This window comes from Janthinobacterium sp. HH106 (genome assembly GCF_001758725.1).
Lineage (GTDB): Bacteria > Pseudomonadota > Gammaproteobacteria > Burkholderiales > Burkholderiaceae_D > Janthinobacterium.
This window is the reverse complement of the sequence record NZ_LRIC01000036.1, coordinates 1-23,910: the sequence shown is the minus strand read 5'-3', so window position 1 is coordinate 23,910 and position 23,910 is coordinate 1. Positions and strand designations below refer to the sequence as shown.

Annotated in this window: 26 protein-coding genes; 22 read left to right on the top strand and 4 right to left on the bottom strand. The window is 63.8% G+C overall.

Going from position 1 to position 23,910, the window contains the following annotated elements:
• Nucleotides 1-430: 430 nt before the first annotated feature.
• Nucleotides 431-757: a hypothetical protein gene (locus JAB8_RS15070; protein WP_034746769.1), complete on the top strand. Its 327-nt coding sequence runs from the start codon at nucleotides 431-433 to the stop codon at nucleotides 755-757.
• Between the two features lie 166 nt (nucleotides 758-923).
• On the opposite strand, the gene JAB8_RS15065 is transcribed toward JAB8_RS15070, so the two are convergent.
• Together JAB8_RS15065 and JAB8_RS15060 are read right to left on the bottom strand one after the other, a co-directional pair.
• A complete protein-coding gene (locus tag JAB8_RS15065) occupies nucleotides 924-1,769 on the bottom strand; it encodes an HDOD domain-containing protein (protein ID WP_070290447.1) in 846 nt (281 codons plus the stop codon).
• The gene (locus JAB8_RS15060; protein ID WP_070221004.1) at nucleotides 1,766-2,104 is read right to left on the bottom strand and encodes a hypothetical protein; all 339 of its coding nucleotides are present in this window, start codon (nucleotides 2,102-2,104) and stop codon (nucleotides 1,766-1,768) included. Before JAB8_RS15060 ends, JAB8_RS15065 begins: the two co-directional genes overlap by 4 nt.
• Before the next feature lie 207 nt (nucleotides 2,105-2,311).
• On the opposite strand from JAB8_RS15060, the gene JAB8_RS15055 reads away from it, so the two are divergent.
• The 4 genes from JAB8_RS15055 to JAB8_RS15040 are packed head-to-tail and all read left to right on the top strand — an operon-like array spanning nucleotide 2,312 to nucleotide 5,055.
• A complete protein-coding gene (locus tag JAB8_RS15055) occupies nucleotides 2,312-3,877 on the top strand; it encodes a HAMP domain-containing sensor histidine kinase (protein ID WP_070290444.1) in 1,566 nt (521 codons plus the stop codon).
• A gap of 13 nt (nucleotides 3,878-3,890) precedes the next feature.
• Nucleotides 3,891-4,478: a DUF1697 domain-containing protein gene (locus JAB8_RS15050; RefSeq protein ID WP_070290442.1), complete on the top strand. Its 588-nt coding sequence runs from the start codon at nucleotides 3,891-3,893 to the stop codon at nucleotides 4,476-4,478.
• Nucleotides 4,478-4,879, top strand: a complete 402-nt coding sequence (locus JAB8_RS15045; RefSeq protein ID WP_070290440.1) for a DUF3224 domain-containing protein — start codon at nucleotides 4,478-4,480, stop codon at nucleotides 4,877-4,879. Before JAB8_RS15050 ends, JAB8_RS15045 begins: the two co-directional genes overlap by 1 nt.
• Complete coding sequence (locus tag JAB8_RS15040) at nucleotides 4,876-5,055, top strand: hypothetical protein (protein WP_070220996.1); 180 nt, start codon at nucleotides 4,876-4,878, stop codon at nucleotides 5,053-5,055. Before JAB8_RS15045 ends, JAB8_RS15040 begins: the two co-directional genes overlap by 4 nt.
• A 71-nt stretch (nucleotides 5,056-5,126) precedes the next feature.
• On the opposite strand, the gene JAB8_RS15035 is transcribed toward JAB8_RS15040, so the two are convergent.
• Complete coding sequence (locus JAB8_RS15035) at nucleotides 5,127-5,531, bottom strand: PEP-CTERM sorting domain-containing protein (RefSeq protein ID WP_139143058.1); 405 nt, start codon at nucleotides 5,529-5,531, stop codon at nucleotides 5,127-5,129.
• Nucleotides 5,532-5,864: 333 nt separating this feature from the next.
• Here JAB8_RS15035 and JAB8_RS15030 point away from each other — a divergent pair, with 333 nt between their 5' ends.
• Genes JAB8_RS15030 through JAB8_RS15015 form a run of 4 tightly spaced genes read left to right on the top strand, consistent with a single transcriptional unit; the run spans nucleotide 5,865 to nucleotide 7,979 of the window.
• A complete protein-coding gene (locus tag JAB8_RS15030) occupies nucleotides 5,865-6,218 on the top strand; it encodes a metalloregulator ArsR/SmtB family transcription factor (RefSeq protein ID WP_034746789.1) in 354 nt (117 codons plus the stop codon).
• Nucleotides 6,219-6,225: 7 nt separating this feature from the next.
• The gene (locus tag JAB8_RS15025) at nucleotides 6,226-6,651 is read left to right on the top strand and encodes a YeeE/YedE family protein (protein WP_070290436.1); all 426 of its coding nucleotides are present in this window, start codon (nucleotides 6,226-6,228) and stop codon (nucleotides 6,649-6,651) included.
• The gene (locus JAB8_RS15020; RefSeq protein ID WP_070290434.1) at nucleotides 6,648-7,079 is read left to right on the top strand and encodes a YeeE/YedE family protein; all 432 of its coding nucleotides are present in this window, start codon (nucleotides 6,648-6,650) and stop codon (nucleotides 7,077-7,079) included. The genes JAB8_RS15025 and JAB8_RS15020 overlap by 4 nt, the downstream gene beginning before the upstream one ends.
• Before the next feature lie 42 nt (nucleotides 7,080-7,121).
• Nucleotides 7,122-7,979: a ChaN family lipoprotein gene (locus tag JAB8_RS15015; RefSeq protein ID WP_070290432.1), complete on the top strand. Its 858-nt coding sequence runs from the start codon at nucleotides 7,122-7,124 to the stop codon at nucleotides 7,977-7,979.
• On the opposite strand, the gene JAB8_RS15010 is transcribed toward JAB8_RS15015, so the two are convergent.
• Nucleotides 7,980-8,807, bottom strand: coding sequence for an IclR family transcriptional regulator C-terminal domain-containing protein (locus JAB8_RS15010; RefSeq protein WP_083287744.1), 828 nt, complete (start codon nucleotides 8,805-8,807; stop codon nucleotides 7,980-7,982).
• A gap of 165 nt (nucleotides 8,808-8,972) precedes the next feature.
• Between JAB8_RS15010 and JAB8_RS15005 the strand changes: the two genes are divergently transcribed.
• The 13 genes from JAB8_RS15005 to iolG all read left to right on the top strand — a co-directional run bounded on the left by JAB8_RS15005 (nucleotide 8,973) and on the right by iolG (nucleotide 23,827).
• Nucleotides 8,973-9,671, top strand: coding sequence for a 3-oxoacid CoA-transferase subunit A (locus JAB8_RS15005; protein WP_070290430.1), 699 nt, complete (start codon nucleotides 8,973-8,975; stop codon nucleotides 9,669-9,671).
• 11 nt (nucleotides 9,672-9,682) lie between these two features.
• Nucleotides 9,683-10,324 (top strand): 3-oxoacid CoA-transferase subunit B, encoded by a 642-nt coding sequence (locus tag JAB8_RS15000; protein ID WP_070290428.1) that lies wholly within the window; start codon nucleotides 9,683-9,685, stop codon nucleotides 10,322-10,324.
• Nucleotides 10,325-10,358: 34 nt separating this feature from the next.
• Nucleotides 10,359-11,561: a 3-oxoadipyl-CoA thiolase gene (gene pcaF / locus JAB8_RS14995; protein WP_070290427.1), complete on the top strand. Its 1,203-nt coding sequence runs from the start codon at nucleotides 10,359-10,361 to the stop codon at nucleotides 11,559-11,561.
• A gap of 153 nt (nucleotides 11,562-11,714) precedes the next feature.
• Nucleotides 11,715-13,010: an MFS family transporter gene (locus JAB8_RS14990; protein ID WP_070290498.1), complete on the top strand. Its 1,296-nt coding sequence runs from the start codon at nucleotides 11,715-11,717 to the stop codon at nucleotides 13,008-13,010.
• 89 nt (nucleotides 13,011-13,099) lie between these two features.
• Nucleotides 13,100-13,795, top strand: a complete 696-nt coding sequence (locus tag JAB8_RS14985; RefSeq protein WP_070290426.1) for a fumarylacetoacetate hydrolase family protein — start codon at nucleotides 13,100-13,102, stop codon at nucleotides 13,793-13,795.
• Between the two features lie 18 nt (nucleotides 13,796-13,813).
• Entirely contained in the window at nucleotides 13,814-14,137 is a 324-nt protein-coding gene (locus JAB8_RS14980) for a thioredoxin family protein (RefSeq protein WP_121670421.1), read from the top strand.
• 575 nt (nucleotides 14,138-14,712) lie between these two features.
• Complete coding sequence (locus tag JAB8_RS14975) at nucleotides 14,713-15,999, top strand: MFS transporter (protein WP_070290424.1); 1,287 nt, start codon at nucleotides 14,713-14,715, stop codon at nucleotides 15,997-15,999.
• 247 nt (nucleotides 16,000-16,246) lie between these two features.
• Nucleotides 16,247-17,266 carry an ABC transporter substrate-binding protein gene (locus JAB8_RS14970; protein WP_099410802.1) on the top strand — a complete coding sequence of 340 codons (1,020 nt, stop codon included), beginning with the start codon at nucleotides 16,247-16,249 and terminating at the stop codon, nucleotides 17,264-17,266.
• A gap of 203 nt (nucleotides 17,267-17,469) precedes the next feature.
• Complete coding sequence (locus JAB8_RS14965) at nucleotides 17,470-19,644, top strand: iron ABC transporter permease (RefSeq protein ID WP_254679523.1); 2,175 nt, start codon at nucleotides 17,470-17,472, stop codon at nucleotides 19,642-19,644.
• Entirely contained in the window at nucleotides 19,641-20,726 is a 1,086-nt protein-coding gene (locus JAB8_RS14960) for an ABC transporter ATP-binding protein (protein WP_070220974.1), read from the top strand. The genes JAB8_RS14965 and JAB8_RS14960 overlap by 4 nt, the downstream gene beginning before the upstream one ends.
• Nucleotides 20,723-21,556 carry an inositol monophosphatase gene (locus tag JAB8_RS14955; protein WP_070290420.1) on the top strand — a complete coding sequence of 278 codons (834 nt, stop codon included), beginning with the start codon at nucleotides 20,723-20,725 and terminating at the stop codon, nucleotides 21,554-21,556. The genes JAB8_RS14960 and JAB8_RS14955 overlap by 4 nt, the downstream gene beginning before the upstream one ends.
• 110 nt (nucleotides 21,557-21,666) lie before the next feature.
• Nucleotides 21,667-22,767, top strand: a complete 1,101-nt coding sequence (locus JAB8_RS14950) for a porin (RefSeq protein WP_083287339.1) — start codon at nucleotides 21,667-21,669, stop codon at nucleotides 22,765-22,767.
• 70 nt (nucleotides 22,768-22,837) lie between these two features.
• Nucleotides 22,838-23,827 (top strand): inositol 2-dehydrogenase, encoded by a 990-nt coding sequence (gene iolG / locus JAB8_RS14945; RefSeq protein ID WP_083287742.1) that lies wholly within the window; start codon nucleotides 22,838-22,840, stop codon nucleotides 23,825-23,827.
• Nucleotides 23,828-23,910: the final 83 nt, after the last annotated feature.

The window sequence follows — 23,910 nt, the reverse complement described above, 5'->3', positions numbered from 1 at the left end:
AGGCGCCCGGAACGGCGATGCTGAAAAGCATTTATTGCTGTACGGCACCATTGATTTGTAACAAGTTGCTGCAAAGCCTTGTGTGCGCCCGCTGGCATCCTAATGTGTTGAAATAGCATCGTTGCCAAGCCAACCAGCAGATTGATTGATATTTAACAATCAGGAAGTTTGCGCGAGGCGCAGATGCTGCGTGTTTGGACTAGTATATTGTCTTATATGCAATTCATTTTGGTGGGTTGCAGTGCTTTTACTCACGCGGCAAGTTGCGTACGTTGGCCGGGCGTGGCTGTGCGAGTCCTGTGCGGGCAGTGCGATAAGGAAAAAGGCGGGGAAGGCTGAATCAGTTGGAAGGACGTTTATTTAAACACTCTAAGCCAGCCTTAAGTTCATATCGGCATTATTTTCTACATTCACCAGACGAGGAAAAATCATGGCACATCATGCATTAGCATCGCAAGAGAGTTACAACCCGAACCACCTGCTGGATATTCTGCTGAGCAAGATGCAGCTGAAGAATGATGCAGCCCTGTCGCGCCTGCTTGAAGTGGCGCCACCGGTCATCAGCAAGATCCGCCACCACCGCTTGCCGGTCGGCGCCTCGCTGCTGATCCGCATGCACGAAGTGACGGGCATGAGCATCCGCGACCTGCGCGACTTGATGGGCGACCGCCGCACCAAGTATCGTCTGTCCGACGCCCAGGGCCGTCCAAAAGCGGAAGACCGCGGTGATGCGCAAGAATCGAATTACGCGCACTGATGTGGCGGTTGCGCGCTGACTGTGCCGCTTGCGTAGCTGCTGGCGGCAACAGGCTGGCGTGGACCGGGCAGCATGGACCGGGTAACATGGATGTATCGCAGTACCGATAACGGCTTTCGCTTCGCAGCGAGAGCCGTTTGCGTTTGTGGCCTTGTGAGGATCTTGATTAGCTCAGCAGTGCCGAGGTGATTTCGTCGTAGCGCAGTTCCGTTTCGCGGAACAGCTGCAGATACGCGTCTTCGCCCAGGCCCAGCGCATCCCAGGCCACCGGCGAGACGCGCGGCACCATGTCGTCGCCTGCCTGCGCCAGGTCGAGCGCGCAGACAATCGCATGGGCCACGTGGATCAGCGACGCGAGAAAGCCTGCCCCCGGCGCTTCCGGCTGCAGGTAGTTGCCCAGCGCCAGGCGCATGGTGTCGGAAAAATTCCAGTGTTCGGCCAGGGCCACGGCCGCCTGCACGTGGTCCACGCCCAGCACGGCCTGCTCCGCTTCGAGCAGGCTGCAATCGTGCGCGGCCTGGTGTGCGATGACTTGCGCGTAGTGCGCGGGAAAGCTGCTGACCAGCACCAGCCGTCCGATGTTGTGCAGCAAGCCAGCCGTGAATGCGTAATCCTGGTTGAAACGGATCTGCCGCGCCAGCACTTTGGCGCAGGCGGCCGTCGCCACCGAATGGCGCCAGAAGGCCTTGTCGTCGAAACCGGGGCAGCGGCCTTCCGGGAAGCAGCCCGTGATGGCGGCCGAGGTGATCAGGCTGCGCGTGGTCTGGAAGCCCAGGTAAGTGATCGCCTGCTGGATGGTGGTGGCCTTCACTTGCAGGCCATAGTGCGATGAGTTGGCCAGGCGCAGGGTTTTTGCCGTCAGCGCCTGGTCATACGACACTTTTTTGGCCAGCACGGAAATATCGACGTCTTCCTGGTCTATGCTGTTGAGCAGTTCCATGACGACGGCGGGCAGCGAAGGCAGGTCATCGAGGTGGGCGACGATATCGTCGAGCGTCAGCTGGATGCTCATGCGGCCTCTCCCGTGCCCAGGCGGTAAGCCGTGACATAGTTGCGCAGCAAGGTGGTGGCCGCATCGAGGGGATCGTCCGGGTCATGCTTGCGGAACAGGTAGGCCAGCCGTTCGCTGTCGGCCGCCTGCTGCGCGGCGATTTCTTCCGGCGACGGGGGCGGCGCCTGGATCGGCAGCATGTCGATGTTGTGGCGGGGCATCAGAGCCAGCATGTTTTCCGTCAATACCGCGCCTTGCGGCAACAGCACTTGTCCATGCGCATCGAGCAAGACATCCGACAAGATCATGCCGGGACGAACTTGTTCCAGGGGTAGATGTTGATGCGTGACCGCCATGACGACTCCTTAGATGATTGCGGGATATTACCATTGCCATGACGCAATGTCTCAACCTGCATCAAAGTCTCTATCGAAACTGGGAATGCTGTAAATCTTGCCAATAAGCATGTCATACCGTACATTTGAATCAGGCCCTTGCATTGCTGACGTATCTGCGCCCGCGCCGCGGGCTGGCGGCTGGCCTGGCCCGGGGAGTGTTGATTGATGGTGAGTATCCAAGTCCGGCTGACCCTGCTTTTTGTCGTGATCGTCACCTTGGTGCTGGGCATTTCCGGCAGCTATACCCAATATACCTTGAGCAAGGAACTCGAATCGGGCAGCGCGCGCCTGCGCAGCGGCGTGCTCACGCGCTTGCAGACCAGCTTGCCGTCCGCCCTGTGGGACCTCGACAAATCCAAGGTCGACAGCATCGTGGCGGCCGAAATGCTGCCGCCGGAACTGGTCGGCATCCGCGTCTATGACGCCTCGGTCGGTTTGTTCGCCGGCGAAGTGCGCGACGCGGCCGGCACGCTGGTGCCGCTTGAGGCGGACGTGGCCATGGGCGGCACGCCCGTCGAGGCGCCGCTGGTGTTCCGCGACGCCGTGGCGGCGGCCTCGGGCGGCAAGCCGGTGATCGTCGGCAAGGTCATCGTCAATTTCAGCCGCGCGCAGATCGATGCGGCCTTGCGCAGCGAAGTGCGGCGCAAGGTACTGGAAGTGTTGCTGCTTGACATCATCCTCGTGGGCGCCCTGGCGCTGAGCCTGCGCATCGTCTTCGACCCCCTGAAGCAGTTACGCGACGGCTTGTTCGACCTGGCCACGCGCGGCAGCGACGAGGTCGAAGAGCTGCCGGAAAGCCGGCGCGACGAACTGGGCGACGTGATCCGCGGCTTCAATGCCGTGCAGCGCAAGCTCAAGTCCATCATCGAAGGCAGCCGCGAGGCGGAAGACATGGCGCGCCGTTCGCAGCAGGCAACGGCGCAGGCCATGGACGAGCTGCGCCGCGCGCAGGAATCGTTGCTGCAGTCGGAACGCCTGGCCTCGCTGGGCAGCCTGGTGGCCGGCGTGGCGCATGAAATCAACACCCCGGTCGGCATCGCGCTGACCAGCGCTTCGGTGCTGAAGGAAGCCACCGATAACATCAGCGCGGCGGTGGCTGGCGGCAGCGTGAAGAAGACCGACATCGTGCGCTACCTGGAAACGGCCGGCGAAAGCGCGCGGCTGATCATGAACAATGCCTACCGGGCCGCACACCTGATCCACAGCTTCAAGCAGATCGCCGTCGACCAGGTCAGCGAGGCGCGCCGTTTGTTTGAATTGCGCGACTATATCGGCGAGGTGATCTCGAGCCTGCAGCCGACCCTGAAAAAGACGCGCATCAGCATCGATATCGATTGCCCGCCTGACATCATGCTCGACAGCTATCCGGGTGCGCTGGCGCAGGTGCTGACCAACCTGGTCTTGAACTGCGTCGAGCACGCCTTCGATGCGGACACGGCGGGCAATATCCATATCGGCGTGCGCCGCGACGGCGACGCGATCGCCATGCAGGTGCGCGACAACGGCCGCGGCATCGCGCCCGACATGCTCGACCGCGTGTTCGATCCGTTTGTCACCACGCGGCGCGGGCAGGGCGGCACGGGACTGGGCTTGAATATCGTGTTCAACTTGATTGCCAAGCAGTTTGGCGGCACCATCACGGTCAGCAGCACCTTGGGGCAGGGCGCGACGTTCCTGCTGCGCTTGCCCACGGTGACGCCGTTGCCGGAAAGCACCAGCAGCCAGGCATAGTCAAGGAGATGACATGGCACAGATAGAAAACAGTCAGCAAGTGGCGCTTTTGCGCGGGATCAATGTGGGTCGCGCCAAGCGCGTGGCCATGGCCGACCTGCGCAAGCTGCTGGGCGACCTCGGTTTTGCGCAGGTGCGTACGGTACTCAACAGCGGCAACGTCGTGTATGACGGGGGGGCGGTGGCGCCGGCCGAGGCCGCTGCCCGCATCGAGGAAGCGCTGGTGCTGAAACTGGGCGTGGCGGCCAGGGTGACGGTGCTGTCGGCCAGCCAGTTTGCCGAACTGGTCGAACAAAACACCCTGGCGCCGGCGACCGATGCGGCACGCCTGCTGACCTTGGTGCTGAACAATCCGGCCGACGTGCAGCGCCTGACGCCGCTCCTGCAGCAGTCGTGGCAGCCCGAAGCGCTGGCGCTGGGCCGCTGGGCCGCGTATGCCTGGTGTCCCGATGGCGTGCTGGCCAGCAAGGTGGTGGCGGCGCTGGGTGTGCTGCTGGGCGACGGCGTCACCTCGCGCAACTGGGCCACCATGCAAAAATTATATGCGCTGCTGAACGGAGCGGATGCGGCAGCCATATCCTCATTTACCAAGGAGCACTGATGCCTTGCATTTCAGGGACATTCGACGTCATCATCCGTCCGGAAGCCTTGTCTGACACGGCCACGCAGTCGGGGCTGGGACGCTTGTCGCTAGCCAAGCGCTACCACGGCGCCCTCGACGCCAGCGCGCAGGGCGAGATGCTCAGCGCGCGTGCCAGCGTGACCGGTTCGGCAGGCTATGTGGCGCTGGAACGGGTGGAAGGCACTTTGGACGGGCGCCACGGCAGTTTTTATTTGCAGCACAGCGGCAGCATGACGCGCGGCGCGCCCGCCTTGTCCGTGACGGTGGTGCCCGATACGGGCACGGGCCAGTTGCAAGGACTCACCGGCAGCCTGGTCATCCGCATCGAGGAGGACAAGCATTATTATGATTTTACGTATGACATTGTTGAGACGCCATGAACTGGGATATCGTCAAGGGCGTCTTGATCGTGCTCGTCGCCATCAGCGCGGTGGTGACGGCCTTCGTGCTCATTTCCGCCTCGGGCCCGGACAAGGCGGGCTGCATCGCGCGCGCCCTGAAGTCGGGCATTCCGGTGGGGAATATCGAACGGGTCTGCCGCCTGCTCGATAAATGAGGACGCCATCAAAAAACATTCCGCACCAGGCGGAATGTTTTGCAGCAGCGCACTTGCCAGCGCAGGCGCCGTCAGTTGTCGAATTTTTCCTGTTTTTCGCCGTGCAGGCTCAAGGCCACCAGGCCCAATCCCACCAGCAGCATCGAGTACATGCTCGCTTCCGGCACGGCGGCCGGTACGCTGGTTTGCTGTGCGGTCGCGGCCGTCATGGGCCTGGGCGGTGCCAGGGCCGCATGGCGCGCGCCACTGCTGCTCCAGTGCGGTGCCGCCGTCGTGGTGCTGCTGGCCAGCAGGCGTGCATACGGCAAGTCCGGCGTTTCCCAGCCAGGATTGTTATTCAAGCTGATGCTTTCATCGATCGTCACGCGTTCGCCGGCTTCCTGCTTGCCGGCCGTCGTGTCGCTGACTGCCGCCATGCTCCCCGTGCTGGCCGACAGCGCCAGCAAGGCCACGCATAACGGCTGATAGATTCTCATCGTGCTCTCCCTGTTGTTCACCGCGCGGCGCAGCCGAAACCGGCTAGCGCATGGACGGACAATTCGCCTGTACGGGGGCGTATCATGATTTTTCTGCTGTTCTCCCATTACAGCATAGATCGTGACATTTTTGATACGCTTATTTCCTCTTTATTACGAATATTTGTCATTTTGATAGCGTAAGCATGATCGCTGCCGCACACTTTGCATAAGCACGCTATCGCCGAAAAACACTGTTGTTTTTTTGTGCGAATCGCCAGCAGGAAAACAATATATTGATTAGTATATTGTTTATCGCACGCTATTCAATATGACCGCCTGTGGGAGGGCACGATGGAGACAGTCGCAACACAACACGCCGAATACAACCTCGACGCCATGCGGGGTTCGGCCTACAAGGCCAGCTCGCTGCTCAAGGCCATGGGCAATGCCGACCGGTTGATGCTGCTGTGCCAGCTATCGCAGGGCGAGCATTGCGTCAGCGACCTCGAGCAAAAAGTGGGCATCGGCCAGCCGACCCTGTCGCAGCAGCTGGGCGTGCTGCGCGAAGAGATGCTGGTGGCCACGCGGCGCGACGGCAAGCAGATCTATTACCGCGTCGCCAGCGCGCCCGTGCTGGCCGTGCTGCAAGTGCTGTACGCGCAATTTTGCGCGCCGCGCGCCCCGTTCAACGACGAAGCCGACTGATCCTGCCATGACTATCGACTGGCCGCACTTCACGCCATGGGCCGCGCTGGCCGGCGGCATGCTGATCGGTCTGGCGGCGGCACTATTGATCTTGTTCAATGGCCGCATCGCCGGCATCAGCGGCATCGTCGGCGGCTTGCTGCGCCCGCGCAGTGGCGACCTGGGCTGGCGCATCGCCTTTCTCGCCGGCCTGATCGGCACGCCCCTGCTGTGGCAGTTGTGGCGAGCCTTGCCGCCCGTGCAGATCGACGGCGGTACGCCGGCCCTGATCGCGGCGGGCTTGCTGGTGGGCGTGGGCGTGCGCTACGGCGCCGGCTGCACCAGCGGCCACGGCGTGTGCGGCCTGTCGCGTCTGTCACCGCGTTCATTGGCGGCCACGTGTGCCTTCATGGCGGCCGGTTTCCTCACCGTGTATCTGTTGCGTCACCTATGAGCAAGCTCATCCTTTCCCTGTTGAGCGGCCTCGTCTTTGGACTGGGCCTGATCGTCTCCGGCATGGCCAACCCGGCCAAGGTGCTCGGTTTCCTCGACCTGGCCGGTGCCTGGGACCCATCGCTGGCGCTGGTGATGGGCGGCGCCATCGGCGTGGCCTTGCCGGCCTTCTGGCTGGCGCGGCGGCGCAGCAAGTCATTGCTGGGCGAGCCCATGCAATTGCCCGCGGCGCGCCGGATCGACCGGCGTTTGCTGCTGGGCAGCCTGGCCTTTGGCGCGGGCTGGGGCCTCGCCGGTTTCTGTCCCGGTCCCGCCCTCGTGTCGTTGCTGGCCGGCCAGCCGAAGGCGTGGTTGTTTGCCGGCGCCATGCTGGCCGGCATGCTTCTCTTTGAAGTGCTGGAGCGGCGCAAGGCACCCGCGCCGGCCTGAGACGGTACAATCTGGCGCATCGCCACTCTGGATACTGCTTACATGAAGACCGTGATTTTCCGCGCCGGCGCGCGCGCCGCCCTGCTGTGCAGCGTGCTGGCGCTGTCCGCCTGCGGCGGCTTGCTGAAGAAGGAAGCCCCGCCCCCTCCCGCGCCCGTGGCCGACACCTTGCCCAATCCGCAAGTGCTGCTGCTCGGCGAAGTGCATGACAATGCGCAAGGCCATCGCCTGAGGGTCGCGGAATTGCAGCGCCGGCTGGCGGCCGGCTGGCGTCCCGTGATCGTCATGGAGCAGTTCGACCGCGAAAACCAGGCCTTGCTGACGCGCGCCGCGCGCGAATGCGCCGACCCCGACTGCATCATCCGCGTGATGGAACAGCCGCGCTGGGACTGGAGCTTGTACCGGCCCGTGCTGGACCTCGTCATCAGCTACCAGCTGACCCTGGTCGCCGGCAACCTGTCGCCGGCCGATGCCTCGCGCATCGTGCGCGACGGTATCCAGTGGTCCATGCCGCCCGCCATGGTCGCCACGTACCTGGCCGCGCCCGTGCCGGCCGATATTCTGGAAGGGCAAAAGAAGGAAGCCCAGGCGGCCCGCTGCAATATGCTGCCCGACATGATGATCAACGGTGTCGTCAACGCCCAGGTGGCGCGCGATATCTGGATGGCCAAGCTGATCCGCGACCAGGCGCCGCGCGACGTGGTGTTGATCGCCGGCAATGCGCATGTGCGCAAGGATATCGGCGTGCCCCGCTGGCTGAAGCTGGCCGACCCGCAACTGAACCTGCGCAGCATCGGCTACCTGGAACAGGGCGTCGCCGGCTACCAGGGCACGTTCGACCTGACGCAAACGATGCCGGCGCAGCCGCGCCCGGACTTGTGCGCCAAATTCAGGAAATAATCACTGCTGCACCCGCACCAGGGCGCTGACCCGGCGGGCCGTGTCGAGCAGTTTCGGCAGGCTGTGTTCCAGCAGGTGCGCCACGGACGGCCCCGCCGTCTGGCCGCTGACGTTGATCGCCGCCACCACCTTGCCGGCCCGGTCGAACACGGGCGCGGCCAGGGCGATCAGGCCCTGTTCCAGCTCTTCCTGCACCAGGCACCAGCCCTGGCGCCGCACTTGCGCAATCTCTTCCATCAAGACATCGATATCGACCTTGGTCGCCGGCGTGATCTTCAGCAGCGCCATCTTCGACAGCCGTTCGCGCAACGCGTCGGGCGCCAGGCCCGACAGCAACACTCTGCCCATCGAGGTGCAGTAGGCGGGCAGGCGGCTGCCGATGCCCAGGTTGATCGACATGGTGCGGTGCGCGGACAGGCGCACGACATACACGATGTCGTCGCCGTCGAGCACGGTGGCCGAGCACGACTGGCGCAAGGTCTGCATCAATTCTTCCAGCAGCGGCTGTGCCTGCGTCCACACGGGCAAGGATGACAGATAGGCGTAACCGAGGTCGAGCACCTTGGGCGTCAAACGGAACAGCCGTCCATCCGCTTCCACGTAACCGAGATGCAGCAAGGTGTGCAGGATGCGCCGCGCGCCCGCGCGCGTCAGCTGCGCCCGTTCCGCCACTTCGCTCAAGGTCTGTTGCGGCGCCTCCGCGCCAAAGCTGCGCAGCACGGCCAGGCCCCGCGCGAACGATTGCACATAGCTGTCGCCGGGACGCGGCGCGCCGTCGGCATCGACGGTTTCTTCGGTGGAAAGGGAGGTGCGGCTGCGTGCGGTCATGGCAATTCCAATGGGGCAAGGTGGCAATTATAGCCATGGCGCTGGCGAAAACGGCAAATTGACAAGCGCCCCGATCAGGCATATTCTCACGAATAAGTTCTAAATGCGAATATTTGTTCGATATACGAACAAATGACTAATGAGTTTGATTGGGAGGAGACCGCAATGATCGACAAACTGCGTTCCAGCGTCCTATATGCGCTGGCCGATATCCACGATGGCGCCACCGTCATGATTGGCGGCTTCGGCGGCGCGGGCCAGCCGGCCGAGCTGATCGACGGCCTGATCGCCCAGGGCGCGCGCGATCTCGTCATCGTCAACAACAATGCGGGCAATGGCGACACGGGCCTGGCTGCCCTGCTGAAAAACGGGCAGGTGCGCAAGATCATCTGCTCGTTCCCGCGCCAGGCCGATTCCCACGTCTTCGACGCCCTGTACCGCGCGGGCAAGCTGGAGCTGGAATTGGTGCCGCAGGGCAACCTGGCCGAGCGCATCCGCGCCGCCGGCGCCGGCATCGGCGGCTTTTTTACGCCCACCGGTTATGGCACGGACTTGGCCAAGGGCAAGGAAACGCGCGAGATCGACGGGCGCATGTATGTGTTCGAGTCGCCCATCCACGCCGACTTCGCCCTGATCAAGGCGGAGCAGGGCGACCGCTGGGGCAACCTGACCTACCGCAAGACGGCGCGTAACTTCGGTCCCATCATGGCCATGGCCGCCAAGGTCAGCATTGCTTCCGTGCACGAGGTGCTTGACTTGGGCAGCATCGACCCCGAACACGTCATCACGCCGGGCCTGTTCGTGCAGCGCATCGTGCAAGTGCCGCGCACGGCCACCGGCCCCGCCGGCTTCAAAGCAGCCTGAGGAAAATCAACATGAATAAATGGAATCGAGATCAAATGGCGGCCCGCGTGGCGGCCGACATCCATGAAGGCGCCGTCGTGAACCTGGGCATCGGCTTGCCGACCCTGGTGGCGAACCACTTGCCGGCCGGCGCGGAGATCATCCTGCACAGCGAAAACGGGGTGATCGGCATGGGCCCCGCGCCCGCACCGGGCGAGGAAGATTACGACCTGATCAACGCGGGCAAGCAGCCCGTCACCCTGCTGGCGGGCGGCAGCTATTTTCACCACGCCGACAGCTTCGCCATGATGCGCGGCGGCCACCTGGACATCTGCGTGCTGGGCGCGTTTCAAGTGTCCGCCACGGGCGACCTGGCCAACTGGCACACGGGCGCGCCCGACGCCATCCCCGCCGTGGGCGGGGCCATGGACCTGGCCATCGGCGCGAAAAAAACCTGGGTCATGATGGAATTGCTGACCAAGGGCGGTGAAAGCAAGCTGGTGCAGGCCTGCAGCTATCCGCTGACGGGCATCGGGTGCGTGAGCCGCATCTACAGCGACTTGGCCGTGTTCGACCTGGGACCCGCCGGCGCCACCGTCGTCGAACTGGCCGATGGCCTGAGTTTTGAACAGTTACAAGCCTTGACGGCCGTGCCGCTGACGGACGCGCGCTAACTCACCATCAATACACTTTCTTGGAGGAAAGAACATGACCCACGCATACATCTGCGACGCCCAGCGTACGCCCTTCGGCCGCTACGGCGGCGGCCTGTCCGGCGTGCGCGCCGACGACCTGGGCGCCGTGCCCATCCGCGCCTTGATGGCGCGCAACCCCAATGTGGACTGGACGGCCGTCACGGACGTGCTGTACGGCTGCGCCAACCAGGCGGGCGAGGACAACCGCAACGTGGCGCGTATGGCCGCCTTGCTGGCGGGATTGCCCGACAGCGTGCCGGGCGCCACCCTGAACCGCCTGTGCGGCTCGGGCCTGGACGCCATCGGCAGCGCTGCCCGTTTCATCAAGAGCGGCGAAGCGGGCTTGCTGGTCGCCGGCGGCGTGGAAAGCATGAGCCGCGCGCCGTTCGTCATGGGCAAGGCCGACAGCGCCTTTTCGCGCGGCATGAAAATGGAGGACACGACCATCGGCTGGCGCTTCATCAATCCGCTGATGAAGGCGCAGTACGGCGTCGATTCGATGCCGGAAACGGCGGAAAACGTGGCCAGCGACTTCGGCATCAGCCGCGCGGACCAGGATGCGTTTGCCCTGGCCAGCCAGGTCAAGGCCCTGGCGGCGCAGCAGGCTGGCGTGTTCGACAGCGAAATCTGCCCCGTCAGCATTGCACAGAAGAAGGGCGATCCCATCGTCGTCGCCCGCGACGAGCATCCGCGCGCCACCACGCTGGACACCCTGGCCAAACTGAAACCCGTCGTGCGCGCGGACGGTACGATTACGGCCGGCAACGCATCCGGCGTCAACGATGGCGCGGCGGCCCTGCTGCTGGCCGACGAGGCAAACGCGGCCCGCTTTGGCTTGACGCCGCGCGCCCGTGTCGTGGCCATGGCCACGGCCGGCGTGGCGCCGCGCATCATGGGCATCGGCCCCGCGCCCGCCACCCTGAAAGTGCTGGCCATGACGGGTTTGAGCCTGGCCGACTTCGACGTCATCGAACTCAACGAAGCGTTTGCCGCCCAGGGCCTGGCCGTGCTGCGCCAGCTGGGTGTGCCCGACGACGATCCGCGCGTCAACCCGAACGGCGGCGCCATCGCCCTCGGTCACCCGCTGGGCGCGTCCGGTGCGCGCCTGGCCATGACGGCCGTCAACCAGCTGCATCGCACGGGCGGGCGCTATGCGCTCTGTACGATGTGCATCGGCGTGGGCCAGGGCATCGCGCTGGTGCTGGAACGGGTCTGATTCCATGCGCCTGATGGCGAAAAATAGTTGCCGGCGATACGTATTAACCCGTATGCCGGCCGGCTTTTTGACCCTGATCAAGGGCGTATGATGCAAAACCAGCCCGGGCAACCTGGCTGGCGTTGGCTTTTTCACACGAACAAGAAGATTGATATGACATCCCACGATACTCCGCATGACGTTGCGCAGCTGACTTCCCAGCAGCGCATCAAGGCCATCATTGGCGCTTCTTCCGGTAACCTGGTCGAATGGTTCGACTTCTACATTTACTCGTTCTGCGCGCTGTATTTCTCGCACGCCTTCTTCCCTTCCGGTAACTCGACCACGCAGCTGCTGCAGACGGCCGGCATCTTTGCCGCCGGCTTCCTGATGCGCCCCGTGGGCGGCTGGCTGTTCGGCCGCATCGCCGACAAATACGGCCGGCGCCAGTCGATGATGATTTCCGTGCTGATGATGTGCGGCGGCTCCCTGATGATCGCCGTCCTGCCGACGTATGACACCATCGGCGCCTTCGCGCCGTTCCTGCTGCTCGTGGCGCGCCTGTTCCAGGGCCTGTCCGTGGGCGGCGAATACGGCACCAGCGCCACCTACATGAGCGAAGTGTCGGAATCGGGCAAGCGCGGCTTCTTCGCCTCGTTCCAGTACGTGACCCTGATCGGCGGCCAGCTGCTGGCCTTGCTGGTGCTGGTGGTCTTGCAGCAACTGCTGACCCTGGAAGAATTGCGCGCCTGGGGCTGGCGCATCCCGTTCGTGTTTGGCGCCCTGGCGGCCCTCGTCTCGCTGAACCTGCGTAAATCCCTGACGGAAACGACCACCGCCAGCGAGCGCAAGGACAAGGACGCGGGCAGCCTGCGCGGCTTGCTCAAGCATAAGCGCGCCTTCATCACGGTGCTCGGCTTTACGGCCGGCGGTTCGCTCGTGTTCTACACGTTCACCACCTACATGCAGAAATACCTGGTGAACACGGCCGGCATGGATACCAAGACGGCCAGCGCCGTCATGACCTGCGCCTTGCTCGTCTACATGATTCTGCAGCCCGTGTTCGGCGTCTTGTCCGACCGCATCGGCCGCCGCACCTCGATGCTGTTCTTCGGCGGCCTGGCCACCCTGTGCGTGCTGCCCATCATGCATGCCTTGAAGGATATTTCCAGCCCGTACGCGGCGTTCGGCCTGATTATCATCGCGCTGGCCATCATCAGCTTCTACACGTCGATCAGCGGCCTGATCAAGGCGGAAATGTTCCCTGTCGAAGTGCGCGCGCTGGGCGTGGGCCTGTCGTATGCGGTCGCCAACGCGATGTTCGGCGGTTCGGCCGAATACGTGGCGCTGCAGTTCAAGGCCTGGCACGTGGAAGAGTATTTCTATTGGTACGTGACCGTCATGTGCCTGATTTCCTTCATCGTCGCCATCCGCATGCCGGACCCGAGCCGCTCGGGACTGCTGAAGTAACGTTGTCGTAAAATGGGGGACACTGCGTGGGGGACACTGCGGTGTCCCTTTTTCATTGCCGCCTTTTATCGTGCCGATCAGGAGTTTTCATGTCGTATGTCATTCCCGCACCGATCCAGCCCAGCGTTCCCGTCATCGGCAGCGTTGATACTTTCCCCGTCCACCGCATCTATTGCGTAGGCCGCAACTATGTCGAGCACGCCAAGGAAATGGGCCACACGGGCCGCGAGGCGCCGTTTTTCTTCATGAAGCCGGCTGACGCCGTGCTGCCCGTGCCAGCCGGCACGACGGGCGAGCTGCCGTATCCGGCGCAGACGCAGGATTTCCAGCACGAGATGGAACTGGTGGTGGCCATCGGCAAGGGCGGTAGCGATATCGGCGCGGCCGATGCGCTGAGCCACGTGTGGGGTTATGCGATCGGCCTGGACATGACGCGCCGTGACGTGCAGGGCGCAGCGAAAAAACTGGGCCGTCCATGGGACACGGGCAAGGCCTTCGAACACTCGGCGCCCATCGGCCCCATCTCGCCGGCCGCGCAGGCAGGTGACGTCCAGCATGCCGCCATCACCCTGCACGTGAATGGCGAGCTGCGTCAAAGCAGCAGCATCGATATGCTGATCTGGAACGTGGCCGAAACCATCGCCGACCTGTCGACCTATTTCACCTTGCAACCGGGCGACCTGATCTACACGGGTACGCCGGCCGGCGTGGCGGCCGTGCAGCGCGGCGACGAGCTGGTGGGCGCCATCGATGGCCTGGGCGAACTGCGCGTGAAAGTGGTCTGAGCGGACAAGGAGGGCGGCATGATGAACGACACATATTCCGTAGCACAACCGACGCGCGCCGAGATCGACGCCCTGGCGGGGCCGGCCCTGCTGGAATTCGGCACGGGCTGGTGCGGCCACTGCCGCGCCACCGAGGCGCCGCTGGCCGCCGCGTTGGCGCAGCACCCCGCGGTAGCGCATATTCGCGTGGAAGACGGCCCCGGCCGCGCGCTGGGGCGCTCATTCCGCGTGAAACTGTGGCCGACCCTGATTTTCCTGAAAGATGGCCAGGAAGTGGCGCGCCTGGTGCGTCCGCTCGACAGCCGCGAGATCGAGCAGACTTTTGCATTGATCGATGCGTAGGTCAGTATAGGTGGGCGTAGGTCGGCTTAGCGCAGCGTAAGCCGACACCACCGTACATGCTCCATCACAACTTCTTGCCGCACCGCAGCACTGCGCGTATGATAAGCCGCTTACAGCAAGATCAACCGCATCCTTCGTGATGCAGCGCGATCATCGCCGGCCCGCTCCACCCGGAGGGGCCGCAGGCAAGGATTCACCACAAATGACCGATGCCGCGATGCCGACGCGCGGGTCTGGTACGGAATGCCTGGCGATACGCCGGGCCTGATACACGTCGCCCATCCCCTGACGCCTTTCCTGCCGTGCCCCGGGTAACCGGATGGCGCACGACCGTTGTTTCTCTAAATCAGCACTGATCACGGCGCGTTAGCGCGCGTTGGTACACCGTTGTCTGCCGTTAACAACGGCGTGTTGTGGCGTGGAATTTGTTTGCGAATTTAATAGCAATTTCGCAGCAAATACGCCCGCGCACAGCTATGATATGTGAACCGCGCGCCTAGACAACGTGCTGTGCTGCTGCCTGAAAAAACATCCAGAGAATGGCCTTTAGACACCCTCCCCAAGGAGCGCAGTAAATGAGCACCCCCCCCAAGAAAAATTCCCCCGGCACGGTGCTGTTCGCCAGCCTGATCGGCACCACCATCGAGTTCTTTGACTTTTATATCTACGCCACCGCCGCCGTGCTGGTGTTCCCGAAACTGTTCTTCCCCGCCGGCGACCCGTCGGCCGCCGTGCTGCAGTCGCTGGCCACGTTCGCCATCGCCTTCTTCGCCCGCCCCATCGGTTCGGCCGTGTTCGGCCACTTCGGCGACCGCATCGGCCGCAAGGCCACTCTCGTGGCGGCCTTGCTGACCATGGGTATCTCCACCGTCATCATCGGCTTGCTGCCGACGTATGCCGCCATCGGCACCCTGGCGCCGCTGCTGCTGGCGCTGTGCCGTTTCGGCCAGGGCCTGGGCCTGGGCGGCGAGTGGGGCGGCGCGGTGCTGCTGGCAACCGAGAACGCGCCACCGGGCAAACGCGCCTGGTACGGCATGTTCCCGCAGCTGGGCGCGCCGATCGGCTTCTTCCTGTCGGGCGGCATCTTCCTGCTGCTGAGCGAAACCATGACCGATGAGCAGTTCTTCAGCTACGGCTGGCGCATCCCGTTCCTGGCCAGCGCGCTGCTGGTCATCGTCGGCCTGTACGTGCGCCTGAAGATCACGGAAACGCCGGACTTCCAGAAAGTCATCGACAAGAACGAAGTCGTCAAGCTGCCCGTGGCCACCGTGTTCCGCCAGCATGGCCGCATGCTGTTCCTGGGCACCATCATCGCCCTGGCCACCTTCGTGCTGTTCTACCTGATGACGGTGTTCGCGCTGAGCTGGGGTACGACCAAGCTGGGCTTCACGCGCAAGGAATTCCTCGTCGTGCAGCTGTTTGCCGTGCTGTTCTTCGCCCTGACGATTCCGTTTTCGGCCGTGCTGGCCGACCGCCGCGGCCGCCGCGCCACCCTGATCTGGGTCTCCGTCGCCATCGCCATTTTCGGCCTGGTGCTCGCGCCGATGTTCGGTTCGGGCGTGACGTGGGAAGTGACCGTCTTCATGGCTGTCGGCCTGGGCTTGATGGGCATGACCTACGGACCGCTGGGCACGATGTTGTCCGAGCTGTTCCCGCCCGAAGTGCGCTACACGGGCGCCTCGTTGACGTTCAACCTGGCGGGCATCCTCGGTGCCTCGCTGGCGCCGTACATCGCCACCTGGCTGGCCACCAACTATGGTCTGCAGTACGTGGGCTATTACCTGTCGCTGGCGGCCGTGCTGACCCTGGGCGCCTTGCTGATGGTGGGCAAGCCGCGCGCGGGCAAGGAAGCCTGGCAGTAACACACCTCTGATCCCGGAGCATCCGAAAGCCGCCAGCTGCAACCAGCTGGCGGCTTTTTTTGTCGGTAAAACGCCACGCCGCACGCCTGCCGAGATTCTTGTTGACAGTCAAAATCGGCTGGTGGTAAGGTGTGCACACGTGTGCAATGCAGTGCAAGGCCTTACAAAGCACATCCCGGGACAGTGACACCGCAAGATAGCGGTGCGGTCTGAAGTACCACAACGACAACGAACTTGGAGTGAGACGATGAAGATGCGCAATGTTGCGATTGCTATAAGCCTGGCCCTGCCGATGACGGCCATGGCCGCCGAGGAACGCCTGTCCGTGCTGTGCTCGGCCGACATGGAATGGTGCCAGTTGATGAAGAACCGCTTCGAGGCGGAAAGCAAGATCAAGGTATCGATGATCAGGAAGAGCGCCGGGGAAGCCTACGCGAAGATCCGCGCCGAAGCGTCGAACCCGAAATCGGACATCTGGTGGGGCGGCACGGGCGACCCGCACCTGCAGGCCGCCGCCGAAGGCTATACGGAAGAATACAAGTCGCCCACCCTGCCCAAGCTGCAGCCGTGGGCGCTCAAGCAGGCCGAGACGGCCAAGTACCGCACCGTCGGCATCTATATCGGCATCCTGGGCCTGGCCTACAATGAAAACGTGCTGAAGAAGAAAAACCTGCCGCCGCCTCAATGCTGGAAAGACCTCGTCAAGCCCGCCTACAAGGGCGAGATCGAGATGGCCAACCCGAACTCCTCGGGCGCCGCCTACAACGCGCTGGCCACCGTGGTGCAGCTGTTCGGCGAAGAGGAAGCCTTCGATTTCCTGGCGAAAATGGGCCAGAACGTCAGCAAATACCCGAACGCGGGCGTGGCGCCGGGCGAGGACGTGGGGCGCGGCGAAGCGGGCGTGGCCATCGGCTTCATGCATGACCTGATGAAACTCACCGTGGCCGGCTTTCCCGTGAAGGTCTTGCCGCCCTGCGAAGGCACGGGCTACGAGATCGGCTCGATGAGCATCGTCAAGGGCGCGAAAAACATGGAACAGGCAAAGAAATTCTATGAATTCGCCCTGCGTCCCGACGTGCAGAGCGAAGCCGTCAAGGCGCTGGCTTTCCAGATCCCGTCCAACGCGGCCGCCACCATTCCCGCCGCCTCGCCGCGCCTGGAAAACATCAAGACCATCAACTACGACTTCGCCAAGTATGGCGCGTCGGACACGCGCAAGCGCCTGCTGCAACGCTGGACCACGCAGATTTATTCTGCCGGCAATTAACGCGCGCCAAAACTTACTGCGCGTCGCGATTTGCAGCCTGCGATGCTCACTGTGCTAGCGCACAGCTGCGCGTCTCGGCCGCAACTCACTGCCGCTCGCTACAGTTTTGGCAGGCGTTAAACCTATATCAATTGTTCAAAACGTCTGGAAAACAGGGCGCACCGCGCAACAGAATTTCAGACGTTCATAGTTGGATGAAACTCATGAAAAAGATATTTTACGGCTGGCTGCTGGCCGCTTTGGCAGCGTTGTGCCTGTTGCCCTGGCAGCAGCAGGAAGCGGGACTGTTCGCCGGCGAATGGCTGCGCGACGGCCAGTTCTTCAGTGAACGTGGCGCGCCGGCCGTGCTGCACGTGCTGTCGTTCGGCGCCTGGCCGCTGGGCGTGTTCTTTGCCCTGATCGCCGCCAGCGCCGCGCTGGTGGCCGCCAATCCCCACCGCAAGACCCTGGGCCTGGGCCAGATCGCCCTCGGCGGCGCCGGCTTGCTGTGGCTGGCATGGCTGGGCTGGGGGCCGCTGGCCGCCGGCACCGGCCTCGGTTTCGGCGCGCTGCTGCTGGCGCTGTGCCTGCTGTTCCTGCTCACCTCGGGCGCCGCCGCCTGCGGCGTGTGCCGCGGCGACGCCTTCGTGGCCGGCGCCATCGGCCTCATCATCTGCCTCATTTCCCTGTTCGTGCTGTTCCCCGTCGCGCTGATCCTCGTCAGCGCCGGCCAGCCCCTGGACGATGGCGGCACGGGCGCCGCCGCCCTGGCGCGCCGCCTGGCGGACCCCGGCATCTGGAGCCTCAATTGCGTGGCCGGTCCCGGCCGCTGCGGCGTGGCCTGGAACACCCTGGCGCTGGCCCTGCTGACGGGCGTCTCGGCCACCTTCCTCGGTCTCGTGTTCGCCCTGCTGGTGACGCGCACCAATGGCCGCTGGGTACGCCCCATGCGCGCCATCACCATCTTGCCGATCGTCACACCGCCGTTCGTGCTGGGCCTGGCCCTGATTTTGCTGTTCGGCCGCAACGGCGCCATCACGGGCCTCGTCGGCGAGTTGTTTGGCATCGAGCAAAGCCGCTGGCTGTACGGCATGACGGGCGTGTGGCTGTCGCAGATGCTGGCCTTTGCGCCGATCGCCTTCATGACATTGATCGGTGTGGTCGAAGGCGTCAGCCCCTCGCTGGAAGAAGCGTCGGGTACCCTGGGCGCGAGCAGTTGGCAAACCTTCGTCAAGGTCTCCTTGCCCTTGATGCGTCCCGGCATCGCCAATGCCTTCTTGCTGTGCTTTATCGAAAGCATGGCCGACTTCGGCAACCCGATGGTCTTGGGCGGCAACTTCCACGTGCTGTCGACGGAGATCTTCTTTTCCGTGGTGGGCGCCTCGAACGACCAGGGCCGCGCGGCGACTTTGGCCATCGTGCTGCTGACGTTTGCCGTGGGCGCCTTCTTCATTCAGAACCTGTGGCTGGGCAAGAAATCGTATGTGACGGTGACGGGCAAGGCCGACCACGGCGGCCACGCTTCGCTCAACCCGCGCCTGAAAACCACTTTGTGGACCATCGCCCTGCCATGGTTCGCCTTCACGGCCCTGATCTACGGCACCGTGGTGGCGGGCGGCTTCGTGAATAACTGGGGCCAGGACAATGCCTTCACCTTGCGCCATTACATCGACGCCTTCGGCATCACGGCGGGCGCTTCCGGCTGGCACTGGACGGGCCAGGCCTGGCCGTCGCTGTTCACCACCCTGACGATTTCGGCCATCGCCGCGCCCTTGACGGCCTTTGTCGGCATCCTGTCGGCCTGGCTGCTGGTGCGCCAGCAATTCGCCCTGAAGAGCGCGTTCGAGTTCGGCACCATGCTCAGCTTTGCCATTCCCGGCACCGTCATCGGCATCAGCTACATCCTGGCGTTCAACTCGGCGCCGATCGAATTGACGGGCACGGCGACGATTCTGATCCTGTGCTTTGTCTTCCGCAACATGCCGATGGGATTGCGCACGGGCATCGCCGCCATGCGCCAGCTCGACGGCAGCCTGGACGAGGCGTCGATCACCCTGGGCGCCAGCAGCTGGACCACCATGCGCAAGGTCATCCTGCCGCTGCTGCGCCCGGCCATCGCCTCGGCCCTCGTGTATGGCTTCGTGCGTTCGATCACGTCGATCTCGGCCGTCGTCTTCCTCGTCAGCGCCGATTACGACATGGCCACGTCCTACATCATCGGCCTGGTGTCGAACGGCAACTACGGCACGGCCATCGCCTATGCCACGGTGCTGATCGTCATCATCCTGCTGTGCATCCAATTGATCCATTTGCTGGTCGGCAAGCGCCGCCTTCGCCGCATCAGCGCCGAAAAAACGCTGCCGGCCGCCGTTCCCAACCTGGAAAAGAGCTACGCATGAACCACTTTACTACCCAAGCAACAGAGCTTGCCGCGCTGGAATTCGATGGTGTTACCAAGCGCTACGGCAAGGCCCTGGCCGTGAACGATGTGTCGTTCACGATCGCGCCGCGCACCATGGTCACCCTGCTGGGTCCCAGCGGCTGCGGCAAGACGTCCACCCTGCGCCTGATCGCGGGCCTGGAACGCGTCAGCGCCGGGCGCATCCTGCTGGCCGGCGAGGACGTCACCTTGACTTCCGCCGCCGAGCGCGACGTCAGCATGGTGTTCCAGTCGTATGCGCTGTTTCCGCACATGACGGTGCTCGACAACGTGTGCTACGGCTTGACCGTCTCGGGCGAGACCAAGCCGCGCGCCATCGAACGGGCGCAGGAAAGCCTGCGCCTGGTGGGCCTGGCCGACTTTGCCGCGCGCTTCCCCAACGAGTTGTCGGGCGGCCAGCAGCAGCGCGTGGCCGTGGCCCGTTCGCTAGTGCTGCAGCCCAAGGTCTTGCTGCTGGATGAGCCGCTGTCGAACCTCGACACGAAACTGCGCCGCCGCGTGCGCGACGAGATCCGCGACATCCAGGTCAAGCTGGGCTTGACGGCCGTGTACGTCACGCATGACCAGGAAGAGGCGCTGGCCATTTCCGACCAGATCATCGTCATGAACCGCCAGGTGATCGCGCAAAAGGGCACGCCGCACGAGCTGTTCGAGTCGCCGGCCGACAAGTTTGTCGCCGATTTCATCTGCAATGCCAACATCGTCGATGGCGTGATCGAGTCGGTGGCCGACGGCAAGGCCGTCTGCGTCATGGGCAAGCTGCGGCTGCGCCTGCCATGCCGCAGCCAGCGCAGCGGCGAAGCGAGTTTCGCCGTGCGTCCGGAAGCGATCCTGCTGTCGCCCGCGCAGCCCGACAGCGCCATGGTGGTGCGCGTGGCGCGCGCCACTTACCTGGGACGCGAAATGCAATACACGCTCGAGACGCCGGTCGGCGAACTGTTTGCCGTCTCGCACGACTTGAGCCAGGTTTTCACGCAAGGCACATCGGTCGCCATGACCGTACACGAACATGGCGCAGCCATCATTGGAGGACAAGCATGACAGATATGACACAGGCAGCGGTACTGGCCGACGCGGCGACCCTGGAACGCTATGCCTACGCCCGGCACATCATCGGCCAGGCGGGCGAGATCGCGCTGGGCATGTTCCAGCGCCGCACGGAACTGGTGATCGAGGAAAAGGGCTTGCAGGACATGGTCAGCATCGCCGACCGCATGGTCGAGGATTTCCTGCGCGCGCAGATCGCCGAGCGCTTCCCGGAAGACGCCGTGGTGGGCGAGGAGCGGGGCGGCGGCGCGTCCGACGCGCGCTGCGTGTGGGTCATCGATCCCATCGACGGCACGGCCTGTTTCGTCAATGGCATGCTGGCCTGGTGCGTGTCGATCGGCGTACTGGTCGACGGCCAGCCCGCCATCGGCGCCGTATACGACCCGAATGCGGACGAGCTGTTCCACGCCTGCCTGGGGCAAGGCGCGCATGTGACGGCGAAGGCGGGCGAAACGCGGCTGCGCGTCAACGACGTGGCCAGCCTGCAGGGCGGCGTGCTGGGCGTGGGCTTTTCGCACCGCGTGGGCACCGATACCTTTTTGCCCTTCCTGCTCGACGTGCTGGAAGAGGGCGGCATGTTCATCCGCAACGGTTCCGGCGCGCTGATGATCGCCTACGTGGCGGCCGGGCGCCTGATCGGCTATTTCGAGCCGCACATCAATTCCTGGGATTGCCTGGCGGGCATCGTGCTCGTCAACGAGGCGGGCGGGCGCTGCAATGATTTCCTGGCCGATAACGGCCTGGAAAAGGGCAACCCCATCCTGGTGGGCGGCCCCCGCTTGTATCCGCAACTGGCGGCGCTGGCCTTGCCGCGCTGTACCTGAACACATTGACTGAAAGGGAGGACAGGCGTCCGGCGAGGGACGCATGTAGTGGCAACACGCTGTTGAGCATCATGAGTAATCCACCACCATAAAAACAAGCAGGAGACAAAATGAAAAACGGGATGAAAAAGAGCACCATGCAGTTGAACAAGATCGCCGCCGTATTGTTGCTGGTCGCACCAGGTTGCGTGCTGGCCGAATCGAGCGTCGTCGTGTACGGCCGCATCCACGCGGGCTTCGACCGTATCGAAACGTCGAGCTCGGCCACGGCGCCGAATGGCGAGTCGGTATCGCGCGTATCGGACAATTCCTCGAAGATCGGCTTCCGTGGACGCGAAGACTTGGGCAATGGCAACACGGCCTTCTTCCAGATCGAGGGCAATGCCAAGCTCGACGATGGCACGGGCGCCATCAATAGCAAGGATACCTTTGTCGGGCTGGAAAACCCCGCCTATGGCCGCATCGCGCTGGGCCGCTTCGCCACGCCGATCCGCCAGATCAACGGCTACACCAACCGTTTCGTGGGCGAAGGCATCCAGGATGACGCCAACATTTCGCAGCTGGGCGGCGAAGGCTTCAACCGCCGCAGTTCGAATGCCGTCAGCTATCGCACGCCCGTGGTACAGGGATTCAGCGCCACGATTTACCGCGCCAGCGAAAACGAGGCATCGAACGGCGACCGCATCTATTCGGGCATCGTGCAATACGCAAACGGTCCCGTGAAGGGCGCCGTCGGCTATGAAAAGCACAAGGACTTGCGTCCCGGCTTCAGCGAAAAGATGTTCCGCGCCGTGGGCAATTACAACTTCGGCGGCGGCGACGTGGGCGTGGCCTGGAACCGCATGGTGTATGACGTGGCCGGCGGCGACTTGCAGCGCGACTACTTCACCATCACGGGCGCCTACAAGGCGGGCGGCGGTGCCTTCATCGGCCGTTTCGGCGTGGCAGGCGACGTGTCGGGCAGCGCGCCCAACGGCAGCAGCGTAACCATCAAGGCCACCACCCTGGTGCGCGGCGACGACAGCGGCGCCAAGCAGGCGACTTTGGGCTACGAATATTACTTGTCCAAGCGCAGCACCGTCTACGCCTACTACACGCAAACCAATAACGACAAGAACGCCAACTACACGTTTGGCGGCAATGCCTTCGCCGCCACCAAGAAGGGTGCCAAGCTCAGCGGCGTAATGCTGGGCGTCATCCACCTGTTTTAACTTTTTTAACCCGGATTTGCACACGTGTGCATTTCCGGGTCAAGCGATACCGACTATCAAGGAGATGGAAATGATTCAAGTGGCATTGTTCGGCGCCGGGCGCATCGGCCGCATTCACGCCGGCAATCTGGTACGCCAGCCCGGCGTGCGCCTGAAATACGTGGTCGACGTGCATGCGGGCGCGGCGGCGGAAGTGGCGGCCCTGCATGGCGCCAGCGTCGCCAGCGTGGACACTGTGCTGGCCGACCCGGCAGTCAAGGCCGTGCTGATCGCGTCGAGCACGGATACGCATGCGGACCTGATCGTGCGCGCGGCCGCCGCCGGCAAGGCCATCTTTTGCGAAAAGCCCGTCGACCTGACCCTGGAGCGCGCGCGCGCCGCCGCCGCCGCCGTCAAGGAGGCAAAAGTGCTGTGCATGATCGGCTTCCAGCGCCGCTACGACCCCACGTTTGCCGCCGTCAAGCAGCGCATCGCGGCGGGCGAGATCGGCACGCCGGAGATGCTCATCGTCACCAGCCGCGATCCGGGCCCGCCGCCCGTCAGCTACATCCAGGTGTCGGGCGGCATCTTCAAGGATATGCTGATCCACGATTTCGACATCTTCCGCTGGATACTCGACGATGAAGCCGTCAGCGTGCATGCCACGGGCAGCTGCCTCGTCGACCCGGCCATCGGCGCGGCGGGCGATCTCGACTGCACGGCTGTGACCATCCGCACGGCAAAGGGACGTTTGTGCCAGATCAACACCACGCGCCGCGCCGCCTACGGCTACGACCAGCGTTTCGAAGTGCTGGGCAGCGCCGGCATGCTGCAGGCAGGCAACCACAAACCGACGGAAGTGACGGCCTATGGTGCCGTCAACGTCAGCGTGGACAAGCCGGAAGACTTTTTCCTGGAACGCTACCGCGCCGCCTACGCCAGCGAAATGGCGCACTTTTTCGACGCCTTTGCCCATGGCGCAGCGCTGCGCACCACCGTCCACGATGGCTTGAAAGCCCTGGAACTGGCCGAAGCGGCCACCGTGTCGTGGCGCGAGCAGCGCATCGTGCAACTGTCATAAGGAAACAATGCCATGAAGAATACGACTGAATTTGCCCAGGGCCGCGCGCTGGACGTGATCTGCCTGGGCCGCCTGGCGGTGGA